This is a genomic window from Burkholderia seminalis, from assembly GCF_001718535.1.
In the GTDB taxonomy this organism is placed as follows: Bacteria; Pseudomonadota; Gammaproteobacteria; order Burkholderiales; family Burkholderiaceae; genus Burkholderia; species Burkholderia seminalis.
Window position 1 is genome coordinate 665,940 of sequence record NZ_CP013399.1, and the last position, 17,602, is coordinate 683,541.

General features: G+C 67.4%; 16 protein-coding genes and 1 pseudogene. 8 read left to right on the forward strand and 9 right to left on the reverse strand.

Annotated features, from left to right (window positions below; all coding sequences use genetic code 11):
* Positions 1-3: 3 nt before the first annotated feature.
* From WJ12_RS18795 to WJ12_RS18805, 3 genes are all read right to left on the reverse strand, one after another.
* Positions 4-1,254: a metallophosphoesterase family protein gene (locus WJ12_RS18795; RefSeq protein ID WP_059557386.1), complete on the reverse strand. Its 1,251-nt coding sequence runs from the start codon at positions 1,252-1,254 to the stop codon at positions 4-6.
* A gap of 445 nt (positions 1,255-1,699) precedes the next feature.
* Positions 1,700-2,470 (reverse strand): hypothetical protein, encoded by a 771-nt coding sequence (locus tag WJ12_RS18800; protein ID WP_059557384.1) that lies wholly within the window; start codon positions 2,468-2,470, stop codon positions 1,700-1,702.
* A gap of 250 nt (positions 2,471-2,720) precedes the next feature.
* A complete protein-coding gene (locus WJ12_RS18805) occupies positions 2,721-3,263 on the reverse strand; it encodes a hypothetical protein (RefSeq protein ID WP_034191119.1) in 543 nt (180 codons plus the stop codon).
* A 196-nt stretch (positions 3,264-3,459) separates the two neighbouring features.
* On the opposite strand from WJ12_RS18805, the gene WJ12_RS35975 reads away from it, so the two are divergent.
* A complete protein-coding gene (locus tag WJ12_RS35975; protein ID WP_156444763.1) occupies positions 3,460-3,618 on the forward strand; it encodes a hypothetical protein in 159 nt (52 codons plus the stop codon).
* Positions 3,619-3,670: 52 nt separating this feature from the next.
* Here the strand turns inward: WJ12_RS35975 and WJ12_RS18810 are convergent, their stop codons facing one another.
* Complete coding sequence (locus WJ12_RS18810; RefSeq protein WP_059557382.1) at positions 3,671-5,656, reverse strand: gamma-glutamyltransferase family protein; 1,986 nt, start codon at positions 5,654-5,656, stop codon at positions 3,671-3,673.
* A 205-nt stretch (positions 5,657-5,861) separates the two neighbouring features.
* On the reverse strand, positions 5,862-6,818 hold the full coding sequence (locus WJ12_RS18815; RefSeq protein ID WP_059557380.1) for a LysR family transcriptional regulator: 957 nt from the start codon (positions 6,816-6,818) through the stop codon (positions 5,862-5,864).
* Between the two features lie 102 nt (positions 6,819-6,920).
* Here WJ12_RS18815 and WJ12_RS18820 point away from each other — a divergent pair, with 102 nt between their 5' ends.
* The 4 genes and pseudogenes from WJ12_RS18820 to WJ12_RS18830 all read left to right on the forward strand — a co-directional run bounded on the left by WJ12_RS18820 (position 6,921) and on the right by WJ12_RS18830 (position 10,894).
* Positions 6,921-8,045: an aryl-sulfate sulfotransferase gene (locus tag WJ12_RS18820; protein ID WP_069245767.1), complete on the forward strand. Its 1,125-nt coding sequence runs from the start codon at positions 6,921-6,923 to the stop codon at positions 8,043-8,045.
* 58 nt (positions 8,046-8,103) lie between these two features.
* Positions 8,104-9,459 (forward strand): uracil-xanthine permease family protein, encoded by a 1,356-nt coding sequence (locus tag WJ12_RS18825; protein WP_069245768.1) that lies wholly within the window; start codon positions 8,104-8,106, stop codon positions 9,457-9,459.
* A 121-nt stretch (positions 9,460-9,580) separates the two neighbouring features.
* Positions 9,581-9,896: pseudogene (locus WJ12_RS34980) on the forward strand (DUF2165 family protein); the annotation flags it as partial.
* A 59-nt stretch (positions 9,897-9,955) separates the two neighbouring features.
* A complete protein-coding gene (locus tag WJ12_RS18830) occupies positions 9,956-10,894 on the forward strand; it encodes a tyrosine-type recombinase/integrase (RefSeq protein WP_069245805.1) in 939 nt (312 codons plus the stop codon).
* 37 nt (positions 10,895-10,931) lie between these two features.
* On the opposite strand, the gene WJ12_RS18835 is transcribed toward WJ12_RS18830, so the two are convergent.
* The 3 genes from WJ12_RS18835 to WJ12_RS18845 all read right to left on the reverse strand — a co-directional run bounded on the left by WJ12_RS18835 (position 10,932) and on the right by WJ12_RS18845 (position 13,145).
* Complete coding sequence (locus WJ12_RS18835; RefSeq protein ID WP_069245769.1) at positions 10,932-11,411, reverse strand: RES family NAD+ phosphorylase; 480 nt, start codon at positions 11,409-11,411, stop codon at positions 10,932-10,934.
* Positions 11,408-11,863 (reverse strand): type II RES/Xre toxin-antitoxin system antitoxin, encoded by a 456-nt coding sequence (gene parS / locus WJ12_RS18840; protein WP_031403156.1) that lies wholly within the window; start codon positions 11,861-11,863, stop codon positions 11,408-11,410. Before parS ends, WJ12_RS18835 begins: the two co-directional genes overlap by 4 nt.
* Before the next feature lie 640 nt (positions 11,864-12,503).
* Positions 12,504-13,145 (reverse strand): HD domain-containing protein, encoded by a 642-nt coding sequence (locus WJ12_RS18845; protein WP_069245770.1) that lies wholly within the window; start codon positions 13,143-13,145, stop codon positions 12,504-12,506.
* A 218-nt stretch (positions 13,146-13,363) separates the two neighbouring features.
* Here WJ12_RS18845 and WJ12_RS18850 point away from each other — a divergent pair, with 218 nt between their 5' ends.
* The 3 genes from WJ12_RS18850 to WJ12_RS18860 all read left to right on the forward strand — a co-directional run bounded on the left by WJ12_RS18850 (position 13,364) and on the right by WJ12_RS18860 (position 15,959).
* A complete protein-coding gene (locus WJ12_RS18850; protein WP_034191111.1) occupies positions 13,364-14,329 on the forward strand; it encodes a GlxA family transcriptional regulator in 966 nt (321 codons plus the stop codon).
* Positions 14,330-14,645: 316 nt separating this feature from the next.
* Positions 14,646-14,957, forward strand: a complete 312-nt coding sequence (locus WJ12_RS18855; RefSeq protein ID WP_034191126.1) for a DUF4148 domain-containing protein — start codon at positions 14,646-14,648, stop codon at positions 14,955-14,957.
* 288 nt (positions 14,958-15,245) lie between these two features.
* Entirely contained in the window at positions 15,246-15,959 is a 714-nt protein-coding gene (locus WJ12_RS18860; protein ID WP_034191110.1) for a dienelactone hydrolase family protein, read from the forward strand.
* 133 nt (positions 15,960-16,092) lie between these two features.
* Here the strand turns inward: WJ12_RS18860 and WJ12_RS18865 are convergent, their stop codons facing one another.
* Positions 16,093-17,601, reverse strand: a complete 1,509-nt coding sequence (locus WJ12_RS18865) for an efflux transporter outer membrane subunit (RefSeq protein ID WP_069245771.1) — start codon at positions 17,599-17,601, stop codon at positions 16,093-16,095.
* Position 17,602 lies beyond the last annotated feature (1 nt).

The following is a 17,602-nucleotide window of genomic DNA, read 5'->3' on the forward strand; positions in this document are numbered from 1 at the left end:
CGCTTACTCCCCCCTCGCCAGCCGCGCGAGCAACGCGGGCCCGACCTGCTCGACCAGCGCCGTCAGTTCACCGGCGCGCGCCATCGTCAGCAACGGCACCTCCTCCTTCACGTCGCTGCGTACCTTGCCGACGAACGGCTTCAGGTCGCGTTCGAGCAGCGCGAGGAAATCCGGATCGTGCGCGGCATCGGCGAGGATCTGCTTCAGATCCTCCAGCGCTTCGAGCTGCTCGCTTTCGCCAGGCTGGTGATCGGCGGCGGACGTCGCGAGCCGGACCTTCTCGAGCCACAGCCGCTCGTTGCCGATGACGCCGATCTGGTTGAGCACCTCCGCGCGCAACTGCGGCGCGCGGCCGAAAAAGAGGCCGTGCGCGGGCGTGCGCCCCGTGACCGTCACGCGCACCGCGCGCGGCACGTGGCCGTCGACGGTCAGCAGCGCCTCCAGCGACTGGCCGATCTTTCTCGACAAATCGGCGACCGACAGGCAATCGGACGCGTCGACCGACACGGCTTCCCAGCGCAGCACGTCCAGATACAGGCGCTCGACCTGCGTGCGGCCTTGCTCAACCGTCACGAGCACCGCGCCGCGCCGGCCCGTCTCGCGGATGTGGCGCCCCTGGAGGTTGCCGGGAAACACGACGGTGGACGGCCCCGTCCATTGCTGGAACTCGTGCACGTGGCCGAGCGCCCAGTAGTCGTAGCCCTTCGCGTGCAGTTCGGCCAGCGTGCACGGCGCGTAGTTCGCGTGCGCGGCATACCCTTCCAGCGCCGTGTGCAACACGCCGATGTTGTAGTAGCCGGGTACCGGATCCGGATAGCCGAGCGCGAGATTGTCGACGACGGCCTTGTCCTTGAAGCTCTGCCCGTGCAGCGCGACGTCGAATTCGGGCAGCTTGACGGTTTCCGGCTTGCGGTGGCCGAACACGGTGACGTTGTCGGGCAGCGTCAGCTTCTTCGTCATCTCGCTTTCGGCATCGTGGTTGCCGCCGAGCACGAACGCGCGGATGCCGGCCTTGCGCAGGCGCCCCATCTGCTGGCCGAAGAAGATGCCCGTGTTGTGATCCTTCCAGTCGCCGTCGTACAGGTCGCCCGCGATCACGAGGAACGCGACGTCCTCTTCGATCGCACGATCCACGAGTTGCCGCAGCGCCTCGCGCGACGCGTTGCGCAACTGCGCGGCCGGCGCGTCGGGGTACGCGCTCAGGCCGTGCAACGGGCTGTCAAGGTGAATGTCTGCCGCGTGGATGAACTTCACGAAGGTTCCTCTGTTTCATGGCGAAGGGCGACGCCGCTCGCACGGGCCCGTGCCGTCAATCGTCGTCCCGCCAGCCGCCGGGCCTGCCGCGTGACGTAAGGCGCGTGCCGGACCGGATCATGCGGCCCGTTGCAAGCGGGTCGGGATGGTACCTGAAAGCGGGTAACGACAAGACGTTATCCGTCGGTCCGGATGGCCGGGAAGCACGCGATACCGGTGCGAACCGACATTGTGCCGCAGCACGAGCGAGCGACGGCGAAACCGCGCCGCCGCAGAACGGCCCGCTCACGAAACGATGGCCGCGCAATCGTCCGATAGGGGCGATTGCGCCTTGGATCGTGTTTCGGGAGATACGAAACGGCAACGGCGTTGAACGGGCAGCGGGAAAACGCGCTGGATCGCCCCGCGTGCGTCGCGACGCATGCGGGCGCCCGACTACATGCCGTTACTCGCCGCGCGGAACGGGCGGCGGCGCATAGCGGTTGTCGTTGCCGGGGAACGGATTCGCGTTGCGGCGCAGCGCTTCCTCGTCGTCGTCTTTCTGCGCGAACAGCGCAACGCCGATCACGCCGACGTTCGCGGCATCGCCGTACTTCGAGTTCGCGACGTAGCTGTCGGGCACGGCGGCAAAGCGGAACGCGGCGACTTCGTCGCGGCTCTTGCGAAAACCCTCGATCGTCAGCGTGCGGCCCGGATACAGCACGTAGCCGCCGTTCGTATAGCTGCCCGGCCGGCCCGACAGCACGTCGAGGCCGTCGACCGTCGACACGACTTCGAACGTGCGGCGCCCCTGGTTGCGCAGCACGATGATGTAGCGCGAACCCTCGACGCCCGCCATGTGCCAGCGGCCGTTGTTGCGCGCGAGCCGCAGCGGCGCGCCCTTTTCGTCGATGAACGACAGCGCGATGTCGCCATTGGCGAGCGCGACGCGGGTCGGCAGCCGGCGAACCTGCGAGGCCGGCGGATGGCCGGGCAGCGCATCGTTGTAGTAGACCGACGCGAGATCCGTCGGCTTGGCCGGATCCGCGCGTTCGAATTCGACCTGGCGGGTTTCGGATCGCACCGACTCGCCCCACGCGGTGCCGAGCCCGCGGCGTTCGCCGGCGTCCGGTGCGGCGGGGGACGCGGCGGCGCTGGCGGACGGCGGGGGCGGCGCCGCGCAGGCGGCCAGCCAGAGCGCGCAGGCAAGCGCGAGAAGACGGAACAGGATGGTCATGACGTGATGCCTCGGAATGTTATCGGACCGCGCCGGGCTGGCCGACGCGGCGCTTTGGTGTCGTCTGTCGTCACGATGTCGATCGGACATGCTTGCCCTGGTCGACCGGCATCGCCGTCGCGGCGGCCCAGCGACCGGGAGCCTCGCTATTTAAGCATGGCGGGCCGGCAATGGGCAGGGGCCGCGCGCGCCAATAAAAAAAGCCCGGCCCGCATCGAAGCGGGCCGGGCCTTGACGGAACGCGTGCTGCTTACAGCGCGCCGCCTTGCGCCGACGCCGAACCCTTCACGCCGACCGATGCGCCGCCTTGCACTGCGTTAGCCGTGCCTTCGAGCGCCTCGCCGGCCTTCGCCTTCGCGCCACCCGCGACGTCGCCTGCCGTCGACATCGCGCCTTGCGCATGGCTCTTCACCGAACCGGCGACGTGCTTCACGTGCGACTTCGTCGAGTGGACGGCCGATGCCGCCGCATCCTTCGCCGTACCGGCTGCGGAACCGACCGCCTGCGTCGCGCCGCCGACCGCATTGCCGGCTGCCGAGCCGACGCCGCCGACCGTCTTGCCGACGCCGTTCAGCGCGCCGCCAACCACGTTGCCTGCGCCCGAACCCGAGCCCGCCGCATTCGCGCCGGCGCCGGCCTGCACGCCCACGCCGCCGCCGAGCAGCGGCGTCTGGACCTGTGCGCCGACGCCAGCAGAACCCTGTGCGCCGGTTTGGGCCGTCTGTGCAAATGCAGCCGACGTCGCCATCGCCGTCAGAGCGGCACCCAGCAGGATCGTACGAATCTTGTTCATGGTCATTCTCCCCAAAGACGTTGTTGCTGCGGGCCGCCTTCGTGCGGCTTGTCGCATGCCTCACCGCGAAGTGCGGCAGGTGGGGCTAATGTAGCGGCGCCGGCGTGCAAAACGATTGAATTGCGGGGACTGTTACTTCGGTTGCAAATGCTGACGATTGACTCACACTGTTTGACAATCGAGGGCTCGCAGCGGGATGGACACCCTATTCGTCGGCGAACGTGAGCGGCGCTCCGCCTGGGTGATTCGCCCGATCGCCACGCATCGGCCCACCCGGCTGGTGAAGCGGCCAGCCTATTTCATCAGCATTCCGAACGATGTGCATTGCCCGGCCGTCCATGCGGCCTCGCCATGAAAAACGGCCCCGACCGCCCGTCGGCGGACCGGGGCCGTACGCACTCACCCAGTTACGGCCGGAACGTATCGCCGAGCACGACGCCTTCGCGACGCGGATCGGTACCGCCCTGCAACGCCGGCGACTGGCCGACCGTCACGCGCATCACCGTATTGACGCCGCTCGCCTGCGCCGACGTCGACACCTTGTGCCCGAGCGCGAGCAACCCCGTGATCAGCGGATCGTTCGCACCGTTGTTCGCCGTGTTGACGTTCGGATGCTCGCCGCCGATCGTGGTCGTCGGGCTGTTGCTCGCGCCGAAATCGACGAGCCCCGCGGACTGCTGCGCGTCGAGCCCCCAGTCGAGCGCGCCGACGAGCGTCTTGACCACGTATTGCGGAATCGTGCCGCCGCCCGGCGAACCGGTCGCCATCACGAAATCGCCGCGCGAGCCGTCGGCGGCCTGCCCGAACACGATCGTCGGCGCCATCGAGCTGCGCGGCCGCTTGCCCGGCTGCAGCCGGTTGGCCACCGGATTGCCGGACGTGTCGACCGGGTTCGCGGAGAAGTCGGTCAGCTGGTTGTTCAGCAGGAAGCCGTTGGTCATGTGGAACGAGCCCATGCTCGACTCGACCGTCGTCGTCGCGCTCAGCACGTTGCCGTCGCCGTCGACGATCGTGAACTGGTTCGTGCCGTGCTCGATCAGCGTCGTGTCGACACCGAGCGGCACCGCACCGAGATTGCCCGGCTGGGCGGTCCCCATGCTCTTGGTCGTGTCGATCAGCGCCGCGCGCGACTTCAGATACGGCTTGTTCAGCAACGTGTCCCACGTGCCGCCGGGCAGCGGCACGAAATCCGTATCGGCCACGTACTTGTCGCGGTCGGCATACGCGAGCCGCTCGGCCTCGGTGACGAGATGCACGCCCGCGACGGTCGGCTTGCCGCCTTCGAGATCGATCGCGGTCGGCTTCAGCGACTTCAGGTCGAAGTTCTCGAGAATGCCGAGCGCCGACGCGACCGCGATGCCGCCCGACGACGGCGGCGGCATCCCGCACACCCAGTAGCTGCGATAGGTCGTGCACACCGGTACGCGACGCTTCGCCTGATAGGCGGCCAGATCCGCGACGGTCGTCTTGCCCGGCGTGAGCGTCGAGCCGTCCGCACCCTTCGTCACCGCGATCTTCGCGACGATGTCCTGTGCGATCTGCCCGGTGTACAGCGCATTCGCACCCGACTGCGCCATCAGCGCCAGCGTGCGCGCGTACGCGGGGTTCTTCAGGACCGTGCCGAGCGTCTTCGGCGAACCGTCGGCGTTCAGGAAGTACGCGGCGGCCTCGGGATCGCGCTTCAGGTTCGTGGCGTTCGCCGCGATCGCGTCGGCGAGCCGGCCGCCGATCGGAAAGCCGTTGGTCGCGAGCGTGATCGCATCGCCGAACAGGTTCTGCCACGGCAGGCGGCCGTGATCCTGTTGCAGCGCCTCGATGAGCCGCGGCACGCCGATCGTGCCGATCGAGCGGCCGCTCGCGCGCGCGTTCGGCTGCGGCGCGGAATGGTCGGTCGCGTCGTCGACGTAACGCAGGTAGTTTTCCGTCGCGCCCGCTGGCGCGGTTTCGCGGCCGTCGTAGGCCTGCAGCGTCTTGCCGCGGGCATCGTAGTAGAGCAGCACGCCGCCCGATCCAAGGCCCGTCGCCTCGGGCACCGTCAGGCCGAGCACGGCCTGCACGGCGACCGCCGCATCGGCGGCCGTGCCGCCCTTCTTCAGCACCGCGCAGCCGGCCGCGCTCGCGTACGCGTTCGACGTGGCCACGAGGTAGGTCTTCGCGTAGACCGGTTTCATCCCGGTGCGATAACCCGACGACGCTTCCGGCAGCGACGGATCGCCCGGCTGGTTCGACCCGACCACGACCGTCGCACCGCTGTTGTCGACCGCGAGGCAGCTGGTGTCGGCTGAAGGTGTCGTCGCGTGACCCGCGTCGTTCTCGACATCGCCGCCGCATGCGGTCAGCAGCGCGGCCGCGAGCAATACAGAGGCATACGGAAAAATCGCTGTTCTGTTCATTGTTCGTCGATGTTCTTTTAGAGCGTTGCGATGGGCATCACGCTGCCTGCGACCCCCTCGGTGCGCGGGCAACGCATTCGATAGTCCCATGAACAATTTTCTTTCCGCAACAAGGAAATGACGCAATGCGGCCTATCGTTGCACGTACAACGCCACCGAACCGGTTTGCCGGCCATTTGCTGCACTGCGTCGCGACGCGGCTTCGTTACGTTGCCGTCCGGCGACGCTTGCCGGCCACGCGGCCATCACGCGCGAAACCGTGCTCCATCGCTTCGATCGCTTCCGAGAAAAACTCGAGAAACATCGTCATCGCGACAGTCGCGCTCATGTCCGCGCGCTGGTAGATGCAGCTGAACGAACGCGCGCCCGCATCGGCGAGCGGCGTCCACGCGAGCCGGCCGGCGGCGACGTCGTCCGCGACGTTCTCCGCGATCAGGAAGCCGATGCCGGCCCCTTCGGCCGCGAGTCGCCGCACCATCGACACCGAACCCGTCTCGACCAGCGGCCGCGCGTTGCGCGGCTGTCGCGCATCGATCTGGTCGAACATCGCGCGCAGCTCCGTGTCGGGTGTCATCAGGAGCAGCGGATGGGCGAAGCAGTCGCGCATCCGCACCTTGCCGCCGGACAACGCCAGCGGATGGCCAGGTGCCGTGACGACACCCAGCGGCTGCGCGAACGCGCGCACCTCGACGACGCTCGCCGCCGTGCGCCGGCGCAGCGCATAGCCGATGTCGGCCTCGCCCGTCTCGACCCAGCGCACGATGCTCTCGCCGTTTCCCGAGCGCACGCTGTACGTGACGCCGGGATAGCGCTGCATCGCGGCCAGGATCGCGTCGGGCACGAGCTTCTCGGCCGTCGATGCGGGCACGGCCAGGTTCACGTGCCCGCGCCGCAGTGCGCGCAAATCCTCGACCTGCGTCAGCGCGTTGTCGAAGTCGCGCTGGCCGCGCCGTACGGCGGCGATCACGATCTCGCCGGCGAGCGTCAGCTGCATGCCGCGCGGCAGCCGGTCGAACAGCGGCACGCCGACCTGCTCCTCGAGATTGCGGATCTGCTGGTGCACGGCCGCGGCGGTCAGGTGCAGCGCGTCGGCTGCCTTGCGAATCGAGCCGCGCCGGGCGACCTCGTCGAAACAGCGGAATGTCTGCGATATCGAACGCATGAATGAACCGTTAGATTTTTCCGAACATACCGTCAAGAATAATCCAGTTTCACTGACTCTCCGGATCGTCTAGATTGCGCTGCATTCCCGTGTTCGATTCGAATGGAGACCGCAGTGACGACCGTCGACCAGATTACCCAGCGCCGCCGCGGCGTCGGCCTCATCGCCCACGATCCCGCCCTGTCCGCGGGCGGCTACACGCTCATCGCGCCGCAAACGGCGGACGGCAACGTCTATCTCGTCGGCATCGACGGCGAGGTCGCCCATCAGTGGAAAATGCCCGTGCGCCCCGGCCGTCACGCGGTCATCCTCGCGAACGGCAACCTCGGCTACAACGGCAATCACCCGCAATCCGAATCCCGCTACGCGCCGTGGTCGATGTGGCATGGCGGCGACTTCTACGAGGTCACGCCGCAAGGCGAAACGGTGTGGCGCTACGAGGATCCCGCGCATCACCACGATGCGCAGTGGCTGCCGAACGGCAACCTGCTCTACGCCGCGTGCGAACCGGTCGACGCCGCGTTCGCGCGGCGCGTGCCGGGCGGTACGCCGCACGGCGACGACGACGTGATGTACGCGGACGTGATCCGCGAAGTGAACCGGGCCGGACAGATCGTGTGGGAATGGCACGCGCGCAAGCACCTGCGACCCGAGGATTTTCCGATCGCGGCCGGGTTCGGCCGCTATCACTGGCCGCTCGTCAACGGTCTCGCGGTCGACACGAACGGGCGCGTGCTGATGAGCCTGCGCACGACGTCGGGGATCATCGGCGTAAACCGCGCAACCGGTCGCGTCGACCTGCACGTCGGGCCGGACGTCGTGTCGCACCAGCATGCGCCCGTGCCGCTCGCGAACGGCAACATCCTCGCGTTCGACAACGGCAATTTCCGCCACGGCGCGCACGTCGTGTTCTCGCGCGTCGTCGAGATCGATCCCGCGACGCAACGCGTCGTCTGGTCGTACGCGGACGACGTCGTGAACCTGTTCTACACGCCGTTCATGGGCAACGCGCAGCGCTTGCCGAACGGCAACACGCACATCACCGAATCGTCGACGGGCCGGCTGTTCGAAGTGACGCCGGCCGGCGAAGTCGTGTGGGAATACGTGATCCCGTGGTTCGCCGAATACCCGGACGAGGCCGCGCGCAAGACCGGCCCCGGCCAGCTGAACAGCGTGTTCCAGACGTTCCGCTACAGCGCTGCGCAACTGCCCTGGCTGCGGACCTGACGCGTCGTTCGCCGTTGCATTCCTGCCATCGTCGCCGTTCGCTTCCGAGGGGCCTGCCGTGTCGCACGATCCGATCTCACCGCCCGTCGATGCACGGTTGCCCGCGTGGCAGCTCGCGCTGTTCGGGCTGCAGCACGTGCTGTCGATGGCCGCGTCGCCGATCACGGCCGTCTTCCTCATCGCGAAAGTCCTGGCGCTGCCGGCCGACCTGACGGTCCAGCTGATCGGCGCGACGTTCTTCGCGTGCGGCGTCGGCACGCTGGTGCAATCGCTCGGCGCCGGCCCGATCGGCGCACGCATGCCGTTCGTGATGGTGCCCGGCGGCGCACCGACGATGCTGTTCGCGGGCATCGCCGCGCAGTCGGGCCTGCCGACCGCCGCTGGCGCGGCGCTGCTCGCCAGCGCGTTCTACTGGGTGCTGCTGCCCGTGTTCACGCGCTGCCTGCGGCTCTTTCCACGCGTCGTCGTCGGCGCGATGCTGTTGCTCGTGTCGATCAACCTGATCCGGATCTACGCGGCGATCGTCGTCGGCCAGCCCGGCTCGGCCGACTTCGCGCAACCGCGCGCGCTCGGTCTCGCGCTTGCGACGATCGTCGCCACCGTCGTCGCCGCCGGTGCGTTTCGCGGCACGCTCGGGCGCCTCGCGGTACTGATCGGGTTGATGGCCGGCGCGACGCTCGGCTGGGCGCTCGACGCGATGCCGGCGCTCGCCGGCGTATGGCACGGCCCGTGGTTCACGCATCCGGTGTGGCTGCCGTTCGGGATGCCGCGCTTCGACGTGCTGGCCGCGCTGCCGCTGCTGATCTTCACCGCGATCTCGATGGCCGAGGCCACCGCGCAGACCGTTGCCGTCGGCGAGACGTGCGGCAAGGCGGTCTCGATGACGCGCGACGTGCCGAAGACGATACGCGGCGATGCACTGGCGTCGCTGGCCGGCGCCCTGTTCGGCACGCCGCTGATCGTGACCAGTGCCGAGAACATCGGCGTCGTACAGACGACCGGCGTGCGCTCGCGCTACGTGACGGCCGCCGCCGGCGCAATCCTGATCGTCATTGCGCTGTTCGCCCCGCTCGCGCGGCTCGCGTATGCGATTCCGGCCGCCGTCGTCGGCGGCACCGCGCTGGTCGTGTTCGCGATGATCGGCGTGATGGGCATCCGGCTGCTCGCCAGCGTCGACCTGCACGCGCGCGCCAACCAGTACACGCTCGCGGCCGCGCTGGTGGTCGGTCTCACGCCGATCCTGGTGCCGAACCTGTATCGTCAATTCGGCGCACCCGTCCAGATCGTGCTCGGCAACGGCATGGCGGCCGGCACGCTCGCGGCCATCGCAACGCAACTGGCATTCGCCGCGCTCGCGCGGTTGAGCGGACAGACGCAGGCAAGCGTGCCACCGGCACCTTCGCGCGAAGCGTAACGGCGATAACGGGCAGCGCGGCGCACGCTGCGCTCCGCTTGACGACTTCCTCCGTTCGACCGGCAAGCGCCGCTCTCTCCTGGCTCCGGCACGCGCGTCTCCTCGGCGCCGCGCCGGCTTCGGGTATATCGGCATCATCATCGCGATGGAAACGGCGACGGCCTTGCCGTGCCGGATCGGCGCGGTCCGGTTGCTGCGCGCGCCGCGCCGGCGAAGCGGCGTTCCGCACGGCCAAGGCACACGCGATCGCCGGCCTGACGCTCGGCCTCCTCACGTGACAGGTTGCGTTCATGTCGGTCGGCGGCGAGTGGTTCGGGATGGGGATGTCGAGGCAATGGAACGGCGTACCGGACGCGTTCCGCTTCTTCATCACGCTGCCGCTCGTGCTTGTCTACCTGACGATGAACACCGACGGAATCGACGAGACGCGTGTCGCGCCGAACGGATGGACATCGGGACGATTGCCGGCGTCACCGCGTCCGGCTATAAATCGTGGATGGACACGAATCGCTGGATTCACGACCCCGTCGGCGCGTTTCGCGCATGGCAGGAAACCGCCGCGACGGGCGCCGGCCGCCGGCCGTTCGCGCCGCGTTCGGTCGTGCAGCACGTCGCGATGTTCGAGCGGTTCCTGCGCCATCTGATCGCACAGCGCGTGTCGCTGGTCACGTTCGGCCCCGACCACGTCGCGGCGTTCCTGGCGGAACTCGACCGTACCTGCGTACCCGGCACGTCGACGCGCGTGCGCTATGCGAAGCTGATCGACCGGCTGGGGCGGCATCTGGTCGACACCGGTGTGCGGACGATCCACCCGGCAGGACGGACGACGCGCGATCTCGCCTGGCCGGCCGGCGAGCCGGAGCCGTGCTACCTGCCGCCCGACGCCGACGCGGCGCTGCAGCGCCGCGTCCAGCCTCGGCCGGACGACTCGCCCACCGACTGCCGGAATCGCGCGATCGTCGCGCTGCTGCTTGCCAGCGGCATCACCTCGGCCGAGATTCGTGCGATGCCCCGCGCCGCGCCCGATCTCGATGCGCAGCCACCGGCGTTGTCCGTGCCGCGCGATCGTGCGCGGCCGGCGCGCCGGGTCGAACTGGCCGAATTCGCGCTGGCGCCGCTCGCCGCGTGGCACGCGTATTCGACGGATACGCCGGCACCGGCGCTGCTGTTCCCCGCACCGCGCGGCGGTGGCGCGATGAACGACATGTTCCTGCTGCTCGTGGTGCGCGAAGCGCTCACCGCGATCGGCTTCCACGCGGCGGACATGAGCCCGCGCGTGCTGCGCAACACGTATGCGCGCCGGCAGTTGCTCGCGGGCCACACGCATGCCGAGGTCAGTGCGATGCTCGGCCTCGTCAGCACGCGAACGGTCACGCGCATCCGGCAGACGCTGCCGCCGGACGCAGCCGCGGATCGCGCTGCGCACGAACGCTGAACGCGTGCGCGGAACGCACCCTTTTCCTTCCCGTTCGTTATGCGCCCGACTTCGACTGGATCAGGCGCAGGATTCGCGTGTCGTACGGCGATTGCATGACTTCCGCGATGCGAATCTCGGATGCGGCCGGATGCAGCGGATTCAACAGGAAGTTGTGCGCGTGCGGCACGACGACGCTCGGCACGCGCAGCAGCGCGCTCGGCTGCGTATGCAGCCATTCGGTGCCGGCGCTGCGGGTCCAGTCGACGTTCGTTTGCCAGTCGTCCGATGCGTCGCCTTCCGCGATTTCGGCGACATCCACCGAATCGGGCACGTCGATCCGCAGCAGCTGGTATCCGCTCGGCAATTGGGCAACGGTGGCGATTTCGAAATGAACGAGCGTCTCGAGCAGCGCGAGCGCCGGGTGTTCGGCGAGATAGACGACGGGCTGCCCGGCAAAATGCCAGCGCCCGCCGGCCCGCAACCCGCCGATGCCCTTCAGATCGGCGTAATTGCTGATCCGCCACAACGTCGTCAAGCGAAATACCCCTCGTCGATTTGCGTGAGAACTTCCTCGACGAGGCGAGCACCGTGCTCGGTGCTCGCCATGTCGAGCGACGTGCGGCCGCCGAAGCGCTGCAACCCGTTGCGCAACCACGCCATCGCCTTGTCCTGGTCGCCGAACGTGGCCGTCGCCTGCGCGACGATGCGCGCGAGGCGGATCGCCTTGTCGGATTCCTCCGGCGACAGACGTTCGTGCGCCTGGCGGCGATGGCTCAGCGTGCGGCGCGGAATGATGAAGGCCAGTTCGTCCGATTTCAGCCCGCGCTCGGACAGCCGGTCGATCACCGATACGTCGACACGCGCGCTCGCGAGCTCGGCCAGATCCGCGCCCGAACGGACACGGATCGCCAGCAGCTGCTCGAGAATCGTGAATTCGGCCTGGCGCGGATGCGCGACGCCTGAAGGATGAAAAGCGATGGTGCTCATGACCTCTCTCCGGCAATTTGCCCAATCATTATAGGCGTTTTGCCGGAAACTTGCGGGAGGACGAGCCAAAGCTGCTGTCGTCGGCCGGTCGACGGGCTCGGCCAAGGATCCCCCTCCTGCCCCTGGCAGCAGCGTCTGAGGATGCGAATCGAAGATTCGCTTCGATGAGGCGGAACCATTATTCAGTATATAAAGTCCGCTGAGATGTCTTACGGTTGTCACGTAACAACCCTTTTATTGAATTAAATCGCGCCGCTGAACCGGCATCTGCCATCCCGCAATGTACATTTGTCGACCGGAGCGACCGGCCCGGTTACTCGCCGACCACCATGACGAAACACGTACCGCGGCCCCCTCGCTCCGGATTCGCGCCCCGATCCCGCACTTCTCGCCATCGCTCATGAACATCCGGTTCGAGATCTCATCGCCGTACGGCCCCACTTGAAGCTGTCGTCGAACCATGTCGAGCCCATGCCGACGCAGCGGGTGTCGGATACGTCCTGAGTATGGACGCCATCAGAACGCCGGTCCCGGTCGAACATCCGGCAGGGCAACGCCCCTACTCCCACAGGCAGCTACCCTGCCACCGGCACGCACGGTTCCGCCCGGTGCAGCGGAACGTGCGCGATACCCGATGCAATCAGCCGGTCCACGCCGACGACCGGATCACGCTGCAGAAATTGCCGGCGCGGAAATGCGGATCCTTGTCCGCGATCACATCGGCCTTCACGTTGCCGAACGTCGTGCCGGGCTTATGCTTGATCCCGTCGTAGAACGCCTGAATGATGTCTTCCTTGAAGTGCGGCGTACGCGGATGCGCGCGAACGACGGCCTCGCGCTCGACATCGCTGTATTCCGGATACGTGAGGCCCAGCACGTCCATCTCGACGCCCGCGGTGACGAGCGCGATCACCGGATGCATGTGCTGCGGAATACCGGGCGTGGTGTGCAGCGCGATCGAGGTCCACACAACGTCGATATCCTGCTGCGAGATGCCCTTGCCCTTCAGGAAATCGCGGGCGGCATTGGCGCCGTCCACTTCGAAGCGCTCGCATGCGCTGCTGTGCTTGTGAGTGAGCCCCATGTCATGAAACATGCAGCCGCAGTAGAGCAGCTCGGGATCGTACTCGAGCCCGCGGCGCCGGCCCGCCAGCGCCGCGAAATAGTAAACGCGGCTCGAATGATGGAACAGCAGCGGCGACGCGGTATCGCGAACGAGTTCGGTGATCTCGCGCGTCAATTGGCTATCGGGGATGGCGATGCCTGCAACGTTCTCAGTCATGATTGACCTCCATTGAAAACACTCCCGATTTTCCAAAGCCCGATAGCTGTCTTCAATAGGCGTATTACGTCAAATCCTGCCATTTCGCGCGATGGACGGACGTGATGCCCGCGTGACCGAAAAAACACCGAAAAAGGGCTCCGCCGCCTCGCTCGATGCGCCACCGGCCCCTCTATACTGCTGCGCATCACCTTAGATACCGCACGCATCCGATCACCATGCCGAAGGTCGTGGGAATTTTCGCCGTCCCGGGCGTTCAACTGCTCGATGTCTCCGCACCGCTCGACGTGTTCGCACAGGCGAATGCCGAATGCGGGAGGCCGTTCTATGCATTGCGGATCATCGCGAGCGAATCCGGTCCGATCCGCAGTTCGTCCGGTGCGCAACTGCTGCCCGACTGGATCGTTCCCGACATCCCAGAGCGTATCGACACGCTGCTGGTCGCGGGCGCGCCGAGCGCGGGCCGCGTCACGCTGCGCACCGATGTCCTCGCGTGGCTGCGATCGGCGGCCGTGCAGAGCAAGCGCTACGGCTCGATCTGCACCGGCGCGTTCATCCTCGCCGCCACCGGCCTGCTGAAAGGCCGCCGCCTGACCACGCACTGGGCCGCCGCCGACGCGCTGACAGAAGCCTATCCGTCGCTCGCCGTCGATGCCGATGCGCTGTACGTGCGCGACGGCAAGCTGCGCACGGGCGCCGGCGTCACGGCCGGGCTCGATCTCGCGCTCGCGCTGGTCGAGGAAGATCTCGGCCGCGAGATCGCACGGCGCGTCGCCGCGCAACTGGTGATGTTCTTCAAGCGCCCTGGCGGGCAGCTCCAGTTCAGCCGCAAGGGCGAAGCGCGCCCCACCGGGCGCTCGGTGCTGCAGGAGGTACAACGCTGGATCGCGGCGAATCCGGAACTCGCGCATTCGGTAGCCGACCTGGCGAAGCATGCGGGCATGAGCCCCCGCCACTTCGCGCGGCTGTTTCGCGCCGAGGTGGGCATGACGCCGGCCGCGTGGGTCGAGGCAACCCGCATCTCGGCGGCCCGCCAGTTGCTCGAGAACGGCCACGACACGCCGAAGCAGGTCGCCGCGAAATGCGGCTTCGCGAATGTCGACACGCTCAGGCGGTCGTTCACCCGCCACGTCGGGATTACGCCGGCCGAGTATCGGAAACGGCAGGCGGTTCCTGTGGAGTGATAGGACAACGCATCGACGATGGTGACTGCGCCGGTCAACTATTTCGGAATGCGATGTAATTGAGCGTCACGCGGCAACGGGCGGTTTGACGGTATCGAGCCCTGTCGGGCCGAATCCGGAGCGCTCATCGGCGTATGCCCGCGGCCCGTCACGCCCGCAATCATCGGATGAAACCGCCACTCACGCCGATCGTTTACCCAGTTGCAATAATGAATCACTGGAACGCGTATTTCCGACCGGTAACGCGATCGCTACGATGCAATCAACCGCTGAACGCAACGAGCGAAGCGAGAAATCCATGAAACCGGAGGTCACCATGAAGTCGTTCATCACCGCTGTCGTCGCCGCAACCGCCCTGTCCGCCTCGTACGGCGCATTCGCACAATCGAACCCGTCGGGCCAGCTGACGCGCGCCCAGGTCCGTGCGGAACTCGTGCAGCTCGAACAGGCCGGCTACAAGCCCGAAGTCTCCGATCAGTATTACCCGCGCGCGCTGCAAACCGCCCAGGCGCGTGTGACGAACGCAGATGAAGCCGGTTACGGCGCCCAAGCCGCCGCCGGCGTGCGTGCCGGCCGCGCAATCGCGGTCAAGCAGGAAGGCCGCGACTCGGTCTATTTCGGCCAGTAAGCCGATCCCGCGCGCGTATCCCGGTACGCGCGCGGTACCCGCAACACCCCGCGCCCGTTCATCGGGGCGGGGTGTTTGCTTTTCGGCCACCCGCTCCGGACACCGATCACGTGCGGCACAGCACCGTTCACGCAGCCAGTGGATGTTTGCGCATAGAATGGCCGCGTGGTCGGCGCCGGCCGACTCGAACGCGAGCGGCACCACGACGCCCGGCATGCCCGATCGTCGCCGCGCCCGCTGGCCGGCCCGATGCCGCGCTCAACGCATTTTTCGAAAAGGAGCGGTTTCATGTCACAAACATCCGGTTCCATGATCACGTTTCGCCGCCCGGACGGCCAGGAACTGCAGGGCTATCTCGCGACGCCCGCAAAAACCGAAGGCGCGCCTGCCGTCGTCGTCATCCAGGAATGGTGGGGGCTGAACGACCAGATCCGCGGCGTCGCGGACCGCCTTGCGCGCTGCGGTTACTTCGCGCTGGTACCCGATCTGTATCGCGGCAAGTCGACGGTCGAGGAAGAAGAAGCGCACCACCTGATGACCGGCCTCGATTTCGGCGATGCCGCGTCGCAGGACATTCCCGGCGCCGTCACGTATCTGAAGACGCTGGCCTCGCGGGTCGCGATCACGGGCTACTGCATGGGCGGCGCCCTCACGCTGCTGTCGCTGCAACACGCCGATGCGGATGCGGGCGTGACGTGGTACGGCTTCCCGCCGCTCGACTACATCGATCCGGCGAAGCTCAAGGTGCCGCTGATGGGCCACTGGAGCACGCAGGACGCATTCTTCACAATCGACCAGGTCGACGCGCTGGAAAAGAAGCTGACCGATGCGAAGGTCGGCTTCGAGTTCCATCGCTATCTCGCGCACCACGGGTTCGCGAACGAAACGGCCGTGGGCCCGGGCCGCATCTCCAGCACGCAGTTCGATCCGGTGTGGTCGCAAATGGCCTGGGATCGCACGCTGACCTTCTTCGGCCGTACGCTTTGGACGACACAGGCGTAACGTAACGCGACGCCCTTCGCGGGCGGCCGTGCAAATGAAAACGCCACGGACGCAAATCCGTGGCGTTTTCGTTTCAGCATACCGCCGGTTCGAAACGACAGGCGCGGCTGCCCGCCCCTGCGCTTCGTTGCGCTTACCCGTTCGTCGCAGCCGCCTTGTCGTAATCGACCGGCGCATCCGGCGCGCGCGGCGTTTCGCCTGCGTGCTGGATCCAGCCGCCGCCCAACGCGCGGTACAGGTCGACCAGATTCGTCCAGCGCGCCAGACGTGCGCTGATCAGCGTCTGCTGGGCCGAGTACAGGTCCGTCTGCGCCGTCAGCACCGACAGGTAGCTGTCGACGCCGTTCTTGTAACGCAGGTCCGACAGGTCGAAACGACGCTGCTGCGCATGCTCGTTGCGCTCCAGCGCCGCGATCTGCTGGTCGTACGTGCCGCGTGCGGCGAGACCATCCGCCACTTCGCGGAATGCCGACTGGATCGCCTTCTCGTAGTTCGCGATCTCGATGCGCTTCTGCACGTTCGCCAGGTTCAGGTTCGCGATGTTCTGCCCGCCTTCGAAGATCGGCATCGTGATCTGCGGCGCGAACGACCACGCCGCCGTGCCGGCCTTGAACAGGCCGCCGAGCGTCGGGCTGCCGGTGCCGAATGCGCCCGTCAGCGAGATGCGCGGGAAGAACGCCGCACGTGCCGCGCCGATGTTCGCGTTCGCGGCCAGCAGCGTCTGCTCGGCCTGCATCACGTCCGGACGACGCGTCAGCAGATCCGACGGCAGCCCGGCCGGCACGTCCGTCAGCAGGTTCTGCGCGTCCAGCGGCATGCCCGCCGGCAGGTCGTCCGGCAGCGGTTCGCCGATCAGCAGCACCAGTGCGTTCAGCGCCTGCGCACGCGCACGCGCCTGCGCCTGCTGGTTCGCGAGCGCCGTCTCGACCACCGTCTGCGCCTGACGCAGCTCGAGCTCCGAGCCCGTGCCGTTGTCGAACTGCAGCTTCGTCAGGTCGTACTGCGCCTGGGCGGACTTCAGCGTGTTCTCCGTGACCTTCAGCAGGTCATCGGTCGACAGCAGCGTCAGGTATTGATCGGCCACCTGCGATACCAGCGAGATCTCCGACGCCTGCCGTGCGTACGACGTCGACAGGTACTGCGCGAGCGCCTGGTCCTTCAGGCTCTGCACGCGGCCGAACAGGTCGAGCTCCCACGACGCCGACAGCCCGACGTTGTAGGTCGTCGTGATGTTCCGGCCCGGCACCGCCGTCAGCGAATTCGGCAAACGCTGACGATTGCCGGTACCCGTACCGTCGAGCGTCGGGAACAGGCCCGCGCGCGTGATCTGGTACTGCGCGCGCGCCGCCTCGATGTTCAGCACCGACACGCGCAGGTCGCGGTTGTTTTTCAGCGCGATCTCGATCAGCCGCTGCAGGCGCGGATCGACGAAGAATTCGCGCCAGCCGATGGCCGTCGCCGCCTGGCCGTTCGCGCTGCGCGCGCCGGCCGCACCCGGCTGCGTCGCGTAGACGCCGCCGGCCGGGTACGCCTGCGCGACGGGCGCATCGGGCCGCTTGTAATGCGGCGCCATCGTGCAGCCCGTGGCGAACAGCGCGGCGGCCAGTGCCGCCATCGTTGCAGTCAAAGCATGTTTTTGCATC

What these genes read in the sequence shown, in the direction of transcription:
- WJ12_RS18800 (WP_059557384.1), bottom strand. Translation starts at nt 2,470, where the DNA reads ATGACCATCCTGTTCCGTCTTCTCGCGCTTGCCTGCGCGCTCTGGCTG.
- WJ12_RS18805 (WP_034191119.1), bottom strand. Translation starts at nt 3,263, where the DNA reads ATGAACAAGATTCGTACGATCCTGCTGGGTGCCGCTCTGACGGCGATG.
- WJ12_RS35975 (WP_156444763.1), top strand. Translation starts at nt 3,460, where the DNA reads ATGGACACCCTATTCGTCGGCGAACGTGAGCGGCGCTCCGCCTGGGTG.
- WJ12_RS18810 (WP_059557382.1), bottom strand. Translation starts at nt 5,656, where the DNA reads ATGAACAGAACAGCGATTTTTCCGTATGCCTCTGTATTGCTCGCGGCC.
- WJ12_RS18815 (WP_059557380.1), bottom strand. Translation starts at nt 6,818, where the DNA reads ATGCGTTCGATATCGCAGACATTCCGCTGTTTCGACGAGGTCGCCCGG.
- WJ12_RS18820 (WP_069245767.1), top strand. Translation starts at nt 6,921, where the DNA reads ATGGAGACCGCAGTGACGACCGTCGACCAGATTACCCAGCGCCGCCGC.
- WJ12_RS18830 (WP_069245805.1), top strand. Translation starts at nt 9,956, where the DNA reads ATGGACACGAATCGCTGGATTCACGACCCCGTCGGCGCGTTTCGCGCA.
- parS (WP_031403156.1), bottom strand. Translation starts at nt 11,863, where the DNA reads ATGAGCACCATCGCTTTTCATCCTTCAGGCGTCGCGCATCCGCGCCAG.
- WJ12_RS18845 (WP_069245770.1), bottom strand. Translation starts at nt 13,145, where the DNA reads ATGACTGAGAACGTTGCAGGCATCGCCATCCCCGATAGCCAATTGACG.
- WJ12_RS18850 (WP_034191111.1), top strand. Translation starts at nt 13,364, where the DNA reads ATGCCGAAGGTCGTGGGAATTTTCGCCGTCCCGGGCGTTCAACTGCTC.
- WJ12_RS18855 (WP_034191126.1), top strand. Translation starts at nt 14,646, where the DNA reads ATGAAGTCGTTCATCACCGCTGTCGTCGCCGCAACCGCCCTGTCCGCC.
- WJ12_RS18860 (WP_034191110.1), top strand. Translation starts at nt 15,246, where the DNA reads ATGTCACAAACATCCGGTTCCATGATCACGTTTCGCCGCCCGGACGGC.
- WJ12_RS18865 (WP_069245771.1), bottom strand. Translation starts at nt 17,601, where the DNA reads ATGCAAAAACATGCTTTGACTGCAACGATGGCGGCACTGGCCGCCGCG.